The organism is Pseudomonas sp. NFACC08-1 (genome assembly GCF_900106735.1).
In the GTDB taxonomy this organism is placed as follows: domain Bacteria; phylum Pseudomonadota; class Gammaproteobacteria; order Pseudomonadales; family Pseudomonadaceae; genus Aquipseudomonas; species Aquipseudomonas fluorescens_Q.
In genome coordinates this window covers 149,355-166,186 of record NZ_FNNL01000008.1, presented here as the reverse complement: position 1 = coordinate 166,186, position 16,832 = coordinate 149,355, and the positions used below count along the sequence as shown (strand labels likewise).

Annotated in this window: 16 protein-coding genes and 1 pseudogene; 12 read left to right on the top strand and 5 right to left on the bottom strand. The window is 59.9% G+C overall.

The window, feature by feature from the left end; genetic code table 11:
* Positions 1-341: 341 nt before the first annotated feature.
* Entirely contained in the window at positions 342-1,898 is a 1,557-nt protein-coding gene (gene norR / locus BLU76_RS18105; protein ID WP_092223723.1) for a nitric oxide reductase transcriptional regulator NorR, read from the bottom strand.
* 152 nt (positions 1,899-2,050) lie between these two features.
* Between norR and hmpA the strand changes: the two genes are divergently transcribed.
* From hmpA to BLU76_RS18055, 10 genes are all read left to right on the top strand, one after another.
* Entirely contained in the window at positions 2,051-3,232 is a 1,182-nt protein-coding gene (gene hmpA, locus BLU76_RS18100) for an NO-inducible flavohemoprotein (protein ID WP_092223721.1), read from the top strand.
* A gap of 309 nt (positions 3,233-3,541) precedes the next feature.
* Positions 3,542-4,051 carry a disulfide bond formation protein B gene (locus tag BLU76_RS18095; protein WP_033062546.1) on the top strand — a complete coding sequence of 170 codons (510 nt, stop codon included), beginning with the start codon at positions 3,542-3,544 and terminating at the stop codon, positions 4,049-4,051.
* A gap of 93 nt (positions 4,052-4,144) precedes the next feature.
* Complete coding sequence (locus BLU76_RS30925) at positions 4,145-4,492, top strand: hypothetical protein (protein ID WP_139199636.1); 348 nt, start codon at positions 4,145-4,147, stop codon at positions 4,490-4,492.
* Between the two features lie 333 nt (positions 4,493-4,825).
* Positions 4,826-5,773 carry a ubiquinol oxidase subunit II gene (cyoA, locus tag BLU76_RS18085; RefSeq protein ID WP_057451773.1) on the top strand — a complete coding sequence of 316 codons (948 nt, stop codon included), beginning with the start codon at positions 4,826-4,828 and terminating at the stop codon, positions 5,771-5,773.
* Between the two features lie 3 nt (positions 5,774-5,776).
* Positions 5,777-7,807 (top strand): cytochrome o ubiquinol oxidase subunit I, encoded by a 2,031-nt coding sequence (cyoB, locus tag BLU76_RS18080; RefSeq protein ID WP_092149448.1) that lies wholly within the window; start codon positions 5,777-5,779, stop codon positions 7,805-7,807.
* 3 nt (positions 7,808-7,810) lie between these two features.
* Positions 7,811-8,437: a cytochrome o ubiquinol oxidase subunit III gene (locus BLU76_RS18075; RefSeq protein ID WP_063324462.1), complete on the top strand. Its 627-nt coding sequence runs from the start codon at positions 7,811-7,813 to the stop codon at positions 8,435-8,437.
* Positions 8,438-8,773 carry a cytochrome o ubiquinol oxidase subunit IV gene (cyoD, locus tag BLU76_RS18070; RefSeq protein WP_014340102.1) on the top strand — a complete coding sequence of 112 codons (336 nt, stop codon included), beginning with the start codon at positions 8,438-8,440 and terminating at the stop codon, positions 8,771-8,773.
* An 11-nt stretch (positions 8,774-8,784) separates the two neighbouring features.
* The gene (gene cyoE, locus BLU76_RS18065; protein WP_063324463.1) at positions 8,785-9,672 is read left to right on the top strand and encodes a heme o synthase; all 888 of its coding nucleotides are present in this window, start codon (positions 8,785-8,787) and stop codon (positions 9,670-9,672) included.
* A 139-nt stretch (positions 9,673-9,811) separates the two neighbouring features.
* The gene (locus BLU76_RS18060) at positions 9,812-10,156 is read left to right on the top strand and encodes a toxin (protein ID WP_092223719.1); all 345 of its coding nucleotides are present in this window, start codon (positions 9,812-9,814) and stop codon (positions 10,154-10,156) included.
* Positions 10,153-10,467: a helix-turn-helix domain-containing protein gene (locus BLU76_RS18055; protein ID WP_063324464.1), complete on the top strand. Its 315-nt coding sequence runs from the start codon at positions 10,153-10,155 to the stop codon at positions 10,465-10,467. Before BLU76_RS18060 ends, BLU76_RS18055 begins: the two co-directional genes overlap by 4 nt.
* 186 nt (positions 10,468-10,653) lie before the next feature.
* Here BLU76_RS18055 and BLU76_RS18050 read toward each other — a convergent pair whose 3' ends face one another.
* From BLU76_RS18050 to BLU76_RS18035, 4 genes and pseudogenes are all read right to left on the bottom strand, one after another.
* Positions 10,654-11,358, bottom strand: coding sequence for a hypothetical protein (locus BLU76_RS18050; protein ID WP_072348620.1), 705 nt, complete (start codon positions 11,356-11,358; stop codon positions 10,654-10,656).
* A gap of 139 nt (positions 11,359-11,497) precedes the next feature.
* Positions 11,498-12,241 (bottom strand): DUF72 domain-containing protein, encoded by a 744-nt coding sequence (locus tag BLU76_RS18045; RefSeq protein WP_092223717.1) that lies wholly within the window; start codon positions 12,239-12,241, stop codon positions 11,498-11,500.
* 91 nt (positions 12,242-12,332) lie between these two features.
* Positions 12,333-13,346, bottom strand: a complete 1,014-nt coding sequence (locus BLU76_RS18040; RefSeq protein WP_092223715.1) for a sensor domain-containing diguanylate cyclase — start codon at positions 13,344-13,346, stop codon at positions 12,333-12,335.
* Between the two features lie 259 nt (positions 13,347-13,605).
* Positions 13,606-14,502, bottom strand: a pseudogene (locus tag BLU76_RS18035) (LysR family transcriptional regulator); the annotation flags it as partial.
* 99 nt (positions 14,503-14,601) lie between these two features.
* Here BLU76_RS18035 and BLU76_RS18030 point away from each other — a divergent pair.
* Together BLU76_RS18030 and BLU76_RS18025 are read left to right on the top strand one after the other, a co-directional pair.
* Entirely contained in the window at positions 14,602-15,777 is a 1,176-nt protein-coding gene (locus BLU76_RS18030) for an aspartate aminotransferase family protein (protein ID WP_092149456.1), read from the top strand.
* A gap of 152 nt (positions 15,778-15,929) precedes the next feature.
* Positions 15,930-16,667 carry a YiaD family glycine zipper/OmpA-like lipoprotein gene (locus tag BLU76_RS18025; protein ID WP_072348629.1) on the top strand — a complete coding sequence of 246 codons (738 nt, stop codon included), beginning with the start codon at positions 15,930-15,932 and terminating at the stop codon, positions 16,665-16,667.
* The last annotated feature ends 165 nt before the right edge of the window (positions 16,668-16,832 follow it).

Here is a 16,832-nt window from a genome sequence, read left to right as displayed (position 1 = left end):
GGCGAGCATGCCGCTCGCCAAAACAGCTTTTGATATTGGGTTATCGACTTGTCGGGGGCAGGCTTTAGGGCGAAAGCCGCCGACAGTCAATTTCAAGTCAATGACCTGTGAGTACACACCTTGTGGTGAATGGATTTATCTCTGGCAAGGGGATTTATCTGTGACAAGGGGATTTATTTGTGGCGAGGGGATTTATCCCCGCTGGGTTGCGTAGCAACCCCCCCCAGAAAGGTTGAACGCATTTAGTCTGGCACTCCGAGGCGAGAGGTTTCAGGGCTGCTTCGCAACCCAGCGGGGATAAATCCCCTCGCCACAACAGCGGTCGGCGGCAACAGACGGGATTATTTCAGCCCCAACCGCCGGGCCATCCGCCCCAGGTTCGCCCGGTCCAGCCCGAGCTCCCGGGCGGCGCTGGCCCAGTTGTGTTGGTGACGCTCCAGGCAGGCAGCGATCAGCGTGCGCTGGAACTCGTTCACCGCTTCGCGCAAGTCCCCCGTTACGCCCTGCGCGGTCGACGCCGGGCTGATGGACGAAGGAGTGGGGTTGTCCACAGGCGCCTGGGGCAAATCCAGGTCCTGGGCGCTGAGGCTGAGGATTTTCGGGCGCGTCGCGCACCGGCCCAAGGCCTTCAAGGCGCTGCGGCCGATCAGGTGTTCCAGTTCGCGCACATTGCCTGGCCAGTCGTAGGCCAGCAGCGCGGCCTGGGCGTCGCCGGTCAGGCGCAGGCTGCCCAGGCCCATGCGCGAACGGTTGTGCTCCAGGAAAAAACCGCTGAGCAGCAGCACATCACGTCCACGATCGCGCAGCGCCGGCACCTGCAGCGGGTACACACTCAAGCGATGGTAGAAGTCGGCCCGATAACGGCCGTTGCGCACTTCCTCGGCCAAGTCGCGATTGGTGGCCGCGATCAGGCGCACATCGACCCGGTGTTCCCTGTCCGAGCCCAGGCGTTGCAGTTGGCCGCTTTGCAGTACCCGCAACAACTTGGCCTGGACGGCCAGGGACAACTCGCCCACTTCGTCGAGAAACAAGGTGCCGCCGTCGGCCAGTTCGAACTTGCCGCGCCGGTCGTTCGTGGCCCCGGTGAAGGCGCCTCGTACATGGCCGAAGAGTTCACTTTCCACCAGGGTATCGGGCAGGGCGGCGCAATTGAGACTGATGAGTGGCTGCTCGGCACGTTTCGACGCGGCATGGATGGCCTGGGCGACCAGTTCCTTGCCTACGCCGGTTTCGCCGGTGATCAATACCGTCAGGTCGCTGCTGCCCACCAGCGTGATCTCTTCCACCAGGCGTTTGTGGGCCTTGCTCTGGCCGACCATGTCGCGAGGTTGCTGGCCGCTGGCCTGGCGATAGACCTCGGCGCGGCGGTGCTCGTCCTCGGCCTTCAGGGCCAGGCGCTCAATACGCTCGGCGGCGCTGACCGTGGCGGCGGCGAGGCTGGCGAAGGCTTGCAGGGCACTCAGGTCGATGGGCTCGAAGCGCTCCGGATCCAGCGAATCCAGGGTCAGCAGGCCCCAGGGCCGCTCGTCGACGAACAGCGGGCAGCCCATGCAGTCGTGAACCTCCAGATGCTCGGCGAGCCCCTCGACCAGTCCGTCGTAGGGATCGGGCAGGCCGCTGTCGGCGGCGAAGCGGGTGGGCTGTGGGTTGGCCAGCAGCGCTTCGAAGCGCGGGTGTTCGCTGACCCGGAATCGCCGGCCCAGTGTATCGGTGCTCAGGCCATCCACGGCGAGCGGCACCAGGCAGTCGCCGTCCAGGCGCAACAACGCCGCCGCATCGCAGGGCAGCAGGGTTCGCAAGGTGCCGAGCAGGCGCCGATAACGTTCGCCTTCAGGCAGTTCGCGGGACAGATCGGCCACCAGTGGCAGCAGGGAGGTCAGCAGGGCGGTTGCGGTCATAATGACTCCATGTAGTCTTAACGACTATAAGATGAACCGTGTCGATATGACTACACTGTATGTAACTGACTGATATTCAATAAAAAAATTAATGGCATGGAAACTGATAAGACTTACCTAACTGTTATCGGTCATACGCCAGGAGTCACCTTATGCTCAGTCGAGAAGAACGCGCCATCATTCGCTCCACCGTTCCGTTGCTTGAAAGTGGTGGTGAGGCGCTGATCACTCACTTCTATCGCATGATGCTGTCCGAATACCCGCAGGTACGCCCGTTGTTCAACCAGGCTCACCAGGCCAGTGGCGATCAGCCGCGGGCTTTGGCCAACGGTGTGTTGATGTATGCGCGGCACATTGACCAACTCGATCAATTGGGCGACCTGGTGGCGAAGATCGTCAACAAGCACGTTGCCCTGCAGATCCTGCCGGAACATTACCCGATTGTCGGTGCGTGCCTGCTGCGAGCAATCGCCGAAGTGCTGGGCGCGGAGATCGCCACACCCGAAGTGATTGCGGCGTGGGGCGCAGCCTACAACCAGTTGGCCGATATCTTGATCGGCGCCGAAGCTGGCATGTACGACAAGAAGGCCCAGGCGCCGGGCGGCTGGCGTGGCGAGCGTGAATTCATCCTGACAGCCAAGGTCCAGGAAAGCTCGGAGATCACTTCGTTTTACTTTGAACCGGCGGACAAGGGCCCGATCCTGTTGGCCGAGCCGGGCCAGTACATCGGCATGAAGCTCATGCTCGATGGCGAGGAAGTACGCCGCAACTACTCATTGTCAGCCCTGGCGGACAACGGTCAATACCGTATCAGCGTCAAGCGCGAGCCGGGCGGGCGGGTGTCCAACCACCTGCATCATCATTTCGACGTCGGCAGCCGCATCCAGTTGTTCCCGCCGTCCGGCGATTTCTACCTGACTGCCAGCGACAAACCGCTGGTGCTGATCAGTGGCGGCGTCGGCATCACCCCGACCCTGGCCATGTTGCAGGCGGCGCTGCAAACCGAGCGGCCGGTGCATTTCATTCATTGCGCGCGCAACGGCCGTGCCCATGCTTTCCGCGACTGGATCGACGACCTGGCCAAGCGGCATCCGCAGCTCAAGCGCTTCTACTGCTACGACGAAGACGACGGCTTGAGCCCGGCGGCCGACAAGGTGGGGCTGCTGAGCCAGGAACAACTGGCGCAATGGCTGCCGCAGCAACGTGACGTGGACGCCTATTTCCTCGGCCCGAAGGGCTTCATGGGCGCCGTCAAGCGTCACCTCAAGGCCTTGGGCGTGCCGGAGCAGCAGAGCCGTTACGAATTCTTCGGCCCGGCGGCAGCGCTGGAATAAGGTCTCCACGCCCGCCACAGATCCCTTGTGCGAGCGGGCTTGCTCGTGAAGACGGCGGCACATCCAACATTGATGCAAGCTGACCCATCGCTTTCGCGAGCAAGCCTGCTCGCGATGGCGACGGCAGGTCCATCCTTGTCCAGCTGCCAGAATTAATCCGCACTTAACCTTCTTGCGGTCTATTCCCCTTCAATGTCGACGCCCGCTGCTCGTTCACTGTCATGGTCTGCGTGTAGACTTCGGGCATCCGACCGCGCGCCCGAATGTTGCCGTGCCGCGCGTCGATCCATGCAGACAAAGGGAAACGCAATGAGTGAGGAAATGATGCGGTTAGGGCGTGAGCGGCGCTATCTGGTGCTGCTGGGGCTGATCTGCCTGGCGCTGATTGGCGGTGCGCTGTATATGCAGGTGGCCCTCGGTGAGGCGCCGTGCCCGCTGTGTATCTTGCAACGCTATGCGCTGTTGCTGATCGCAATCTTCGCCTTCATCGGCGCCGCCATGCGCACCCGCCGCAGCCTGACGATTTTCGAAGGCCTCGTGGTGCTCAGCGCCCTGGCCGGTGCCGGTGTGGCGGGGCATCACGTGTACACCCAGTTCTTTCCGGCGGTCAGTTGCGGCATCGACGTGTTGCAACCGATTGTCGATGACCTGCCGTTGGCGAAGATCTTTCCGTTGGGATTCCAGGTCGACGGCTTTTGCTCCACCCCCTACCCACCGATCCTGGGGCTGTCCCTGGCACAGTGGGCACTGGTGGCCTTCGTGTTGACAGTGGTGCTGGTGCCGTTGCTGGTGTCACGTAACCGCAAACCGCTTCGCTGAAACGCCTCGATGAAACGCCCCGGTTCTCTTCTGGAGAGCCGGGGCGTTTTACGTTTCACGCTCAAGCCGGAGCGTCCTTGATCCGAGGCAAGAATGACCTGCGGCAATGTGCGACACGTTGTCACATATCTTGCGGCGCTCAGCCCTTGCGAGGGAGATAAAGCACGCTTTCCTGTAACAAAAAAATGTCTGGTTTCGCAATCAGGGTATCGCCTGCAGCAGGCATTTTTAACAGCGCCGCGTCAGGCGCCGCAGGCCCCGAAAACTGGGCGCTTGCCGGGCAAAAAACCTCTTGATGATCCTCTCGAGCTGTCTAAATCGGGCGTAGTAGGCCTACGTTTTTTGGGGTTCTTGTTGAGAATGAATTTCGATAACATGCTGGCTCGTTGCAATATCGGCAAGAGATTGTTGCCGGATCGGATAAAAATTATTTCGAGATGAGACATGGTCTACAGCGCGTCAGCTCACTACAATCGCCCGCACCGATTTTCCGACCCGGCTCAAGCTTGAGCACGAGAGTGGTCGAAGGGCGCCAGCGCCCCATGCGACCCCAGGTGTCGGTGCCTCCAACTACCCGCACCAAATGGAATTGGGCTTGAACTAGGCCTTTGACCAACGAATAAGAACTCACTGCTGGCCCAGGATGTGTCGAACTGCCGCTGACGTTCGACGGGCAGCCCTTATTCAATCCAAGAAAATGCCAACCCTTGGCAGGGTGAAGTGTTGGCGATCAAAACCCAACTGCATTGCGCAAGCTGCTTTAGAGGTCGTGAGATGAGTAAAAACAGGTACCCCCGATTACTAGGCTTGTTGCCGCTGCTCGGCACGTTGCTGCTGGGAGGCTGCAACATGACCTTGCTCGATCCCAAGGGCCAGGTCGGCCTGGATGAACGAAACCTGATCATCACCGCTACGCTGCTGATGTTGCTGGTCGTTGTGCCGGTCATCGTCATGACCTTCCTGTTCGCCTGGAAGTACCGCGCAACCAATACCAATGCCACCTACACGCCGAAGTGGTCGCACTCGACCAAGATCGAAGTGGCGGTGTGGACCATTCCGGTGCTGATCATCATTGCCCTGGGTTACATCACCTACAAGTCGACCCACGCCCTGGACCCCTATCGTCCGCTGGATTCGGACGTCAAGCCGATCACCATTGAAGTGGTCTCCATGGACTGGAAGTGGCTGTTCATCTACCCGGAACAAGGCATCGCCACGGTCAACAAGATCGTGTTCCCGGCCCACACGCCGATCAATTTCAAGGTCACTTCAGACACCGTGATGAACTCGTTCTTCATCCCGGGCCTGGGCGGCCAGATCTACGCGATGGCGGGCATGCAGACCAAGCTGCACCTGATCGCCAACCAGAACGCCGAACTCGACGGTATCTCCGCCAACTACAGCGGCGCGGGCTTTACCGGCATGAAGTTCAAAGCAATCGCCACGACCCAGGAAGATTTCGACGCCTGGGTCAACGATGTGAAGAAGGCACCTAAACAGCTTGAAAAAGCTGAATACGAAGCCCTTTCCAAGCCGAGCCAGAACAACCCAGTCGAACTCTACTCGTCGGTTACGCCGAACCTGTTCCAGACCATCATCGACAAGTATGAAGGGATGAATCCGGGCAAGCCGATGCACCACGAGAAGAACGAGAAGGAAGTGGCTCACAACATGGAAGGGATGGACATGAGCTCGCATTCAGCTGCCGGGGCAGAGGAGTAAACGATGTTTGGTAAATTAAGTTGGGAAGCGATCCCGTTCCACGAGCCGATTGTCATGGTGACCCTCGCCATCATCGCGCTGGGTGGTCTGGCATTGTTTGCAGGCATCACTTATTTCAAGAAGTGGACCTACCTGTGGACCGAGTGGCTGACCTCGGTCGACCACAAGAAAATCGGCGTGATGTACATCATTGTCGCCATGGTCATGCTGCTGCGTGGTTTTGCCGACGCCATCATGATGCGTACCCAGCTGGCCATGGCCACCGAGGGTTCGCCTGGCTACCTGCCGCCTGAACACTATGACCAGATCTTCACCGCCCACGGTGTGATCATGATCATCTTCATGGCGATGCCCTTCTTCACCGGCCTGATGAACCTCGCAGTGCCGCTGCAGATCGGCGCCCGTGACGTGGCCTTCCCGTTCCTGAACTCCTTGAGCTTCTGGTTGCTGGTGTCCGGCGTGGTGCTGATCAACCTGTCCCTGGGCGTTGGTGAGTTCGCCAAGACCGGCTGGGTTGCCTATCCGCCGCTGTCGGGCCTGCAATACAGTCCGGGCGTGGGGATGGATTACTACATCTGGGCGCTACAGCTTTCCGGATTGGGTACGACGCTGACGGGGGTCAACTTCCTCGCCACCGTGGTGAAGATGCGTACCCCGGGCATGAAGCTGATGGACATGCCGATCTTCACCTGGACCTGCACCTGGGCCAACGTGCTGATCGTCGCTTCCTTCCCGATCCTGACCGCTACCCTGGCCCTGCTGACGCTTGACCGCTACATGGATTTCCACATTTTCACCAATGAACTGGGTGGAAATCCGATGATGTACGTCAACCTGTTCTGGGCTTGGGGTCACCCTGAGGTGTACATCCTGATCCTGCCGGCGTTCGGGATTTTCTCCGAAGTCATCTCGACCTTCTCCGGCAAGAAACTGTTTGGCCACCACTCGATGATCTACGCTTCAGGCGCGATCTCGGTACTGGGCTTCATGGTCTGGCTGCACCACTTCTTCACCATGGGCTCGGGTGCCAGCGTCAACGCCTTCTTCGGCCTGGCGACGATGCTGATTTCGATCCCGACGGGGGTGAAGCTGTTCAACTGGCTGTTCACCATCTACCAGGGCCGTCTGCGTTTCACCAGCCACGTGATGTGGACCCTGGGCTTCATGGTGACCTTCGCCATCGGCGGCATGACCGGCGTATTGCTGGCCATCCCGGGTGCTGACTTCGTGTTGCACAACAGCCTGTTCGTGATCGCGCACTTCCACAACGTGATCATCGGCGGTGCGGTGTTCGGCTACATCGCCGGCTTCGCCTTCTACTTCCCGAAAGCCTTCGGCTTCAAGCTGCACGAGGGCTGGGGCAAGGCAGCGTTCTGGTTCTGGATCACCGGCTTCTTCGTCGCGTTCATGCCGCTCTATGTACTGGGCTTCATGGGCATGACCCGTCGCCTGAACACCACCACCAACCCTGAGTGGGTGCCGTACCTGTACGTCGCCATGTTTGGTGCGGTGATGATCGCTGTTGGTATCGCCTGCCAGCTGATCCAGTTGTATGTCAGCGTGCGCGATCGCAACAAGCCAGAGAACATGTGCGAACACGGCGACCCGTGGAATGCCCATACCCTGGAATGGTCGACCTCTTCGCCACCGCCGTTCTACAACTTCGCCGTGCTGCCAAAAGCAGACGTCATCGACCCGTTCACCGAAGCCAAGGAAAACGGTACCGCGTACCCGGTCCCGGCCAAGTACGAGCCGATCCACATGCCCAACAACACGGCTACCGGTGTGGTCATGGGCGCGCTGCTGACCGTGTTCGGTTTCGCGATGATCTGGCACATCTGGTGGCTGGCCATCGCCAGCCTGGTCGGCACCGTGGTGTATTTCGCTATCCATGCTGCCCGTGACGATCAGGGCTACATGGTGCCGGTGGATGTCATCGAGCGCATCGAAGCCGAGCAGCACAAACGTCTGGTCGCGGCCGGGAAAGTCCCCGCCAACGCCACCCGTGTTGAAACCTCGTTGGAACAGGCTTAAACCATGTCGAACTTAGTGACCACTGTTGGACACGCCCATGGTCATGACCATGGGCACGATGACCATCACCACGATTCGGGCGAGATGACCGTATTCGGTTTCTGGCTCTACCTGATGACCGACTGCATTCTGTTTGCGTCGATCTTCGCAGCGTACGCGGTGCTGGTTAACAACGTCGCCGGTGGCCCATCGGGCCACGACATCTTCGAACTGCCGTACGTACTGGGCGAAACCGCGCTGCTGCTGTTCAGCTCGATCACCTACGGCTTCGCCATGCTGGCGTTGTTCAAGGGCAAGAAAACCCAGGTACTGGGTTGGCTGGCCATGACCTTCCTGTTCGGTGCCGGCTTCATCGGCATGGAGATCAACGAGTTCCACATCCTGATCTCCGAAGGCTTCGGTCCTAGCCGCAGCGGTTTCCTGTCCGGGTTCTTCACCCTGGTCGGCACCCACGGCCTGCACGTGACCAGCGGCCTGATCTGGATGGCGATCATGATGTACCAGGTCCACAAAAACGGCCTGACCGCCACCAACAAGACGCGCCTGAGCTGCCTGAGCCTGTTCTGGCACTTCCTGGACGTGGTGTGGATCTGCGTATTCACCGTTGTTTATCTGATGGGGACCCTGTAAATGGCTAACGCACATTCCCATGATGGCCACGACGCCGGCCACGGCAGCGTCAAGTCCTACGCCATCGGTTTCATCCTGTCGGTGATCCTGACCGTCATTCCGTTCGGCCTGGTGATGTACCCGTCGCTGCCCAAGAGCCTGACCCTGTGGATCATCCTGATCTTCGCCGTGGTCCAGGTATTGGTGCACCTGGTGTACTTCCTGCACCTGGACCGCTCCGCCGCCCAACGTAACAATGTGGTCGCGTTTGTCTTTGCCGCGATCGTGATTGTCCTGCTGGTCGGCCTGTCGTTGTGGATCATGTTCAGCATCCACACCAACATGATGGCGCACTGAGGAAAGTCCGGATGTCCCTGAAGCACTTTATCCAAATCACCAAGCCGGGGATCATTTTCGGTAACGTGCTTTCTGTGGCAGGCGGGTTTTTCCTGGCCTCGAAAGGGCATGTCGATCTGGCCATCTTCCTGGCGGCGATGATCGGCACTTCCCTGGTGGTGGCGTCCGGTTGCGTGTTCAACAACTGCATCGACCGCGATATCGACATCAAGATGGAGCGCACCAAGAATCGGGCGCTGGTCCAAGGCCTGATTCCGGTGCAACTGGCCCTGGCATTCGCCACGGTGCTGGGCGTGGCCGGCGTGGCGCTGTTGTACTGGGTGGCCAATCCATTGGCGGCGTTGTTCGCGGTGATCGGTTTTGTCATCTACGTCGGCCTCTACAGCCTGTACCTCAAGCGCAAGTCGGTCCACGGCACGCTGGTGGGCAGCCTGTCGGGGGCGATGCCGCCGGTGATCGGCTACGTGGCGGTGAGCAACAGCTTCGACATGGCGGCGCTGACGCTGCTGGTGATGTTCAGCCTGTGGCAGATGCCGCATTCCTATGCCATCGCGATCTTCCGCTTCAACGACTACCTGGCAGCGTCGATTCCGGTGTTGCCGGTCAAGCGCGGTATCCTGGTAGCCAAGAAGCACATCCTGCTCTACATCCTGGCCTTCCTGGTGGCGACCTTGATGCTGACTTTCAGCGGTTACGCCGGCATGAGCTACCTCGCCGTCGCCGCCGCCATGGGCATGTACTGGCTGTACATGGCCTGGACCGGCTACAAGGCGGTGGATGACACGGTCTGGGCACGCAAGCTGTTCGTGTTCTCGATCTTCACCATCACCGCCCTGAGCGTCATGATGTCCCTGGACTTCAAAGTGCCGAGTGAGCTGCTGCTGACTTACGCGCCTTAAGCTTCAGAAGCTGCACGAAAAGCCCCGCCTTCGAGAGAAGCGCGGGGCTTTTTGTCTAGGTGGGGCATGGATTGGCTGTCATTCGTCGCAATAGATTTTGGTTTGTTGAACTATAAGCAATTTGCCTATAGTTTTTGCCATGCGTACCCTATTTTTTGAAACGACTACGTTCACCGCCACGGTTGGCCATTACCTGACTGACGATGAATATCGCCTGCTTCAGTCCTATATGCTGCAGCATCCTGAGGTCGGGGACGTCATGCCACGTACCGGCGGCTTTCGTAAGCTGCGCTGGTTCGATGAACGCCGTGGCAAAGGGAAGCGAGGTGGGTTGCGAGTCATTTACTATTGGCTCATGAATGATCGTCAGTTCTGGATGTTCGCGATTTATGACAAGGACGAGTTGGAAAACCTCACCTCCGAGCAAGAGAAGACGCTCAAGCGCGCCATAGAAGCAGAGTTGAAAGTGCGAGGTACCTTATGAAAAAACGTGATCTGTTTGCCGAGATGATGCAAGGCGTCGAGGAGATGGCTGCTCACCGTGAGGGCAAGATTACCCTTCGCCAGATATCGATCGAAGACAAACCGGTTCCCGAGGTGTCGGCGCAAGAAATCGTAGCGTTGCGCGACAAGCTCCATATGTCTCAGGCCGTTTTTGCCAAGAGCATCAGGACCAGTCCTGGCACCCTTAGGAACTGGGAGCAGGAGAAGTCCAAACCCAATGCCCAGGCGGCTCTTCTGATCAGGCTGGTCGAGAAATTTCCAGACATGGTCGAGCGGCTCGGAGCTGTTTGAGACGATCTCCTCATCCCCATGAAAAAGCCCCGCCTTTGAGAGAAGAGCGGGGCTTTTTCATGGGCGTTGCCTGGACGCTCTGCGTGGGAATGCAGCCAGGGACGCTCTGCGTCCCAAGAAGCCGAACGCGGAGCGTCCGAGGAGGCATTCCCACGCGGAGTGTGGGAACGATCGTTGGGCGATGGCTTATTGCTGGGCGATGCTGTAGCCGTCGAATGCTTTTTGCTGTTGCAGGGCGGTGACGATGCTTTTGCGGGTGGCCTGTTGTTCGGTGCCGTCATTGTCCAGGAAAGTTTCGCTTTCCAGCTCGGCTTCGTCGCCTTCGCCTACGAAGTTGAAGCCCAGGAACTCGAAGGCCTCGCGGTCGACGTTCGGCTTGGAGCGTGGTGTGCGCAGGGGCAGGGTGACGCTGATGCCGTCCTTGCTGATGACAAACACTTCGGCTTCTTTCTTGGCGCGTGAGGCCTTGCCCTTGCTGCCGCTCGGATTGCTGATGGCCTGATGGGTCTGGTTCAGTACTTTCAGGGCCAGGCCGTAGACCAGTTCTTGAAACGACGGGTCGTCCTTGTAGCTGGAGAGGATACGGCTGATGGGGAAGCGGCTGCTCAGGTCTTCCAGGGCCGCGAAATCGGCGGCTTCGGCGTCTTTGAGTTGTTTGAGCTGGCCCATCAGTTCGTAGGCCTTGTCGTCGTCGAACGCATCGTGAGCCTGGCGGATGGCGTTGCGCAGTTCGCGGATCTGGTCGCTTTCGCGATTCGACTGGAATGCATCGAGGACCATTTCGCTGATGGTTTTGGCCTGGGGCAGATGCTGTGAAAGATTGATGGAGTTTTCGTATTCCGCTTTGGACGACAGGGTGACTACGGATTCAGCGGTGTTGGAATCGGACATTGAAATTTCACTACTTCTGTTAGCGGGATGAGGCGAGAAAGGCATTGAGCTTTTTTCCGGTCGCCTAATCTATTGGACGCGGGCGGTGTTGTCACGGTCGGACCGGTAGCAGCTGACCATTTGTTGTCGGTAGCGGGTTTCAGTTGTGCATCAGGTCCATCAATCGCAAGGCATCGCTCGTCGCGGCGGCGCTGGCGGTGTTGTCGAAGATGCACCAGGTCGGCGTGTCGGGGTCAGCTTTCAATGCTCGGGCGAGGCGCTCCAGCCAGACGTCTTCGTAAGCTGAGTAGTAAATCCGTGGAGAACCGTGCAAGCGGTAGTAGCGAATGCCAGGCCAGCCAGCGGGTTGATCGCCGCCGGGCAAGGGGGACGGATCGGCGGCGACACGGCCGATGCATTCGTCTTGCAGCATCGCTGCGGCCTGGGGCTCGAGCCAGCTCGGGTGTCGCGGCTCAAGCACCGCGTAACCCTGATAACGGTCTCGCACGGCCTTGAAGAACGCCCCAGCCGCCGCGGCATCGAACGCCAGCGACGGGGGCAACTGAATCAAGAGGCAGCCAAGCTGATCTCCCAGTTGCGAGCATTGCCCGAGGAATTCATCCACAGGCCCTTCGCAGTCGATCAGTCGCCGTTCATGGGTGATCTGCTTGGGCACTTTGACCGAGAAACGAAAATCCCGGGCCACGCTGGCTGCCCACTTTGCATACGTGGCGGGACGGTGAGGGCGGTAGAACGAGCTGTTGATTTCCACGGCCGGGAATCGGCTGCTATAGCGTTGCAAATGAGTCCCGTCGACAGCAAAGGCCGGCCAGTGCTCCCGGGGCAGCGACCAGCCGGCGCAGCCCAGGTAAAGGCGTGGGAAGGAGGGGGATCGAATCGGCAAGGGTGAAAGCCTGATTGCTAGGGATACAGCCTATGACCGTTGCCAGCGCCTCATATCTGCATTCTTTTTTACCTTCGGGCCTGGGCCCGGTTCATTCACAAATCACATTCTTGCCCGACATCTTGGAGCGATACAGCGCCTGATCCGCCCGGTGCAGCAACGTCGCGTGCTGTTCATTCTCGAGTCGCTGCACCACGCCAAAACTCATGGTGATCTGGAAGTCGCCCACCGGCAGCAGGTCGGACAGACCCCGGCGAATGCTTTCCGCCAGCAGGCGGGCGTCGGCCAGGGTGGTATTGGGCAAGATCATGATGAATTCGTCACCGCCCCAGCGCACCAGCAAATCGCCGTCGCGCTGGCAACGCTTGACGCTCTGCACCACTTGCACCAGCGCTGCGTCGCCAAAGGCGTGGCCGTAGCGGTCGTTGATGTCCTTGAAATCATCCACGTCCATGGCGATCAGCGACAACGGCTCGCGGAAACGCTGTGCGCGCTCACAGGCCAGCGGCAGTGCCTGGTCCAGGCGATAACGGTTGGCGACCCGCGTCAGCGCATCGGTTTCGGCAAGCCGGCGATTCTCGTCGAGCTGGATCTGCAACTGATGGTTGACCCGGGACAGTTCGCGGGTGCGTTCTTCAATGATGACTTCCAGGGATTGGTTACGCTGTTCCAGTTGTTCGAACAGACGCTTTTTGTCGTCGATACTGCGATGGGCGCCGATCATGCGCGCCACCGTGCCGTCCGGATTACGGGCGATCACGTAGCCGCGATCCTCGATCCAGATGTAGGCCCCATCGCGCTTGCGGCAGCGGTATTCGGCCTGGTAACCGTGGGAGCGTTGTTCCAGGTAGTCGTCGAACAACGCCATGACCCGTGGATAGTCATCCGGGTGGATCACGCTCTCCCAGGTCAGCACGTTGTTGTCCAGTGAATGAGGCAGGTAGCCTAGCATCGTGTACCAGCCGGGGTTGCGGTAGACGAAGCCGGTGTTGGCATTCCAGTCCCAGATGCCATCGCTGACCAGTTCCAGGATGGTGTGCAGTACGCCTTCGTCCAGATCGGACAGGTCGAACCGCAGCATATCGATGTTCGAGGCATCTCCCATCATCGTTTCCTCATCAACCTTGATATCAAAATGCTCGTCCAAGGAGGAAGAGTAGCTGATGGGGGGAGTGGGGAACTAGCGGCGGATGTTCAGACGGGGTTTGCTTTGGTGGCGAGGGGATTTATCCCCGCAGGGGCGCGTAGCGGCCCCCCAAAAATCATCAAACCCGACATCACCTGCGATGTGAACCGACAGTCTTGGGGTTGCTGCGCAACCCAGCGGGGATAAATTCCCTCGCCACAGCATCATTGGGTTGGGGTTTGCCCCATTTCTCCAGTGCGAACTCGACAAAACTGCGCAGTTTCGGCAAACGGTAGCGGTCCTGCGCGTACATCAGGCTCATTGGGCGATGGGGCAACTGATAGTCCTGCAACAACGCCACCAGGTGACCATCCTTCAGGTCCTGGGCCACCAGCGCATCGGGCAGCATCACCACGCCCATCCCGGCCAAGGCGGCGCGATGCAGGCCCGAGGAGCTGTTGATCAGCATCGGTCCGTTTACCGGGACCTTGATCTCGCCGTCCGGGCCGTTGATGGGCCAGTGTTCCTGGGCGAAGCGCCATTCGTCTGCTGCCGAATAGGCGAACGACAGGCAGTCGTGTCGTTGCAGGTCCGCCGGTTGTTCCGGTGTGCCGCGCCGGGCCAGGTAGGCAGGGGAGGCGCAGATGGTCAGGGTGTAGTCCACCAACGGACGGGCAATCAGTTTCGGGTCGGGATGGCCGAGGCGAATGGCGACATCGAATCCATGTTCGAGCAGGTCCAGCCGCTGATTGGTCAGCATCACGTCGAGCTTGACCTGGGGGAAGCGCTGGCTGAATTCGGCCAGCGCCGGCGATAGGCGTTCGGTACCAAAGGTCAGCGGCGCGGTGATGCGCAGGGTGCCGCTGGGCTCGCCTTGGGTCTGTTCGGCCAGGCGCTCGGAATCGGCCACCAGCCCCAGCACTTCCAGGCAACGTTGGTAGTAGGTCGAGCCAAACTCAGTCAGGCGCTGGCGCCGCGTCGTACGGTTGATCAGGCGTACGCCGAGACGTTGCTCCAGTGCACGAAGATGATTACCCACCATGGTGGTGGACATTTCGCACGCCTGGGCCGCCGCCGTCAGGCTTCCGGTTTCTACTACCTTCACGTAAACGGTCATTGCTTGGAACAAGTCCATTATCAAGCTCGGCTTTTAAATGATTGAAGTAAAGCAGCGTTTATCCAGTCTTGGTGGCTAACCATACTGGAAAAAACCAACCCAATGGAGCTTGATGCCATGACCGCTGCCTGCCTGATGACCACTTACCAACCCCTGGCGCTGAGTTTCACCCATGGTTTGGGTACGCGCCTGTGGGACCAGGATGGCCGCGAGTACCTCGATGCGGTGGCGGGCGTGGCGGTGACCAATGTCGGCCATTCCCACCCACGGTTGGTGGCCGCCATCAGCGAGCAGGCCGGCCTGCTGTTGCACACGTCGAACCTGTACAGCATCGATTGGCAACAACGCCTGGCGCAAAAGCTCACCCAGCTGTCTGGGCTGGAGCGGGCGTTTTTCAACAACTCAGGCGCCGAGGCCAACGAAACCGCATTGAAACTGGCGCGCCTCTATGGTTGGCATAAAGGCATTGAGCAGCCGTTGGTAGTGGTCATGGACAATGCGTTCCATGGGCGCACCTTGGGCACGATGTGCGCCAGTGACGGCCCCTCCGTGCGGCTGGGTTTCAATCGGTTGCCGGGGGATTTCATCAAGGTGCCGTTCGGCGATCTGGCGGCGTTTGAAGCGATCCAGCAAGCTCATGCCGAGCGCATCGTCGCAGTACTGGTAGAACCGATCCAGGGCGAAAGCGGTGTGCAACTCGCACCGCCGGGCTATCTCAAGGCCTTGCGTGAACTGTGCAGCCGGCGCGCCTGGTTGTTGATGCTCGACGAGATCCAGACCGGCATCGGTCGCACTGGCCAATGGTTCGCGTTCCAGCACGAGGGCATCGTGCCGGACGTCATGACCCTCGCCAAAGGCCTGGGCAATGGCGTACCCATTGGTGCCTGCCTGGCGCGGGGCAAGGCGGCCGAGCTGTTTACCCCTGGCAGCCATGGCAGCACCTTTGGCGGTAATCCGCTGGCCTGTCGGGTCGGCTGCACGGTGCTGGAGATCATTGAGCAACAAGCGCTGGTGGACAACGCCAGGCACCAGGGCGACCTATTGCTGAGCCGGTTGCGCATCGAGTTGGCGGACACCCCGAATGTATTGGCGATCCGCGGCCAGGGGTTGATGATCGGCATCGAACTCAAGCAACCGGTCCGCGACCTGGCCCTTCGCGCCGCCCGGGACCACGGCCTGCTGATCAATATCACGCGGGGCCAGACCATCCGCCTGCTGCCGCCGTTGACGATCGATGGGCGAGAAGTGGAGATGATTGTCAGGGGGGTGAGCCGCTGCCTGGCGCAGGGGTGAGGGGCATTCGCCCGGACGCCGGTTTTTTATCGGTCAGCCGGGCGAAGCGCAACGCAGCGCGACGGAATTTTTAACGATTGCCGCGTTCCAACGCCTGCCAGAGTCGATTGCCTACACTTTGGCATTCAGACTGAAAACCCAGGAGCATCTTCATGTTCACCTCGCGTCGCTTGATCGTTGTCGCTACTGCTGTGGCCTTGTTGTCCGGCTGTGCGTCGCCTAACCCCTATGACAATCAGGGCCAGGCCTCTACCGAATCTTCGGGCATGAGCAAAACCGCCAAGTATGGCGGCCTCGGTGCATTGGCGGGGGCGTTGGCCGGTGCGGCCATCGGTCACGATAACCGTGGCAAGGGCGCGTTGATCGGTGCAGCGGTGGTGGGGGCTTCTGCGGCCGGTTACGGCTACTACGCCGACCAGCAGGAAAAGAAGCTGCGCGCCAGCATGGCCAATACCGGCGTTGAAGTGCAGCGCCAGGGCGACCAGATCAAGCTGATCATGCCGGGCAACATCACCTTCGCCACCGACTCGGCGAACATCGCGTCCAGTTTCTACCAGCCGCTGAATAACCTGGCCAACTCCCTCAAGGAGTTCAACCAGAACCAGATCGAAATCGTCGGCTACACCGACAGCACCGGCAGCCGCCAGCACAACATGGACCTGTCCCAGCGTCGTGCGCAGAGCGTGGCGACCTACCTGACGTCCCAGGGCGTGAGCGGTGCCAACCTGTCGGCCCGTGGCGCCGGCCCGGACAACCCGGTAGCCAGCAACGCCGACGTCAATGGCCGTGCGCAGAACCGTCGTGTCGAGGTCAACCTCAAGGCGATTCCGGGCCAGCAGTATCAGACTCCGCCGGCACAGCAGGGGCAGACTTACCAGCAATACCCTTGATCGCTGGAAGGTAAATGAAACGGGGGCCATGCAGACATGGTCCCCGTTTTTTTATGGCTGCCATTTCCCTTCAGGCTGATACCAAACCCTGTGGCGAGGGGATTTATCCCCGCTGGGCTGCGAAGCAGCCCCCAAACTGTCCGCTCAATCGGACTGACACACCGA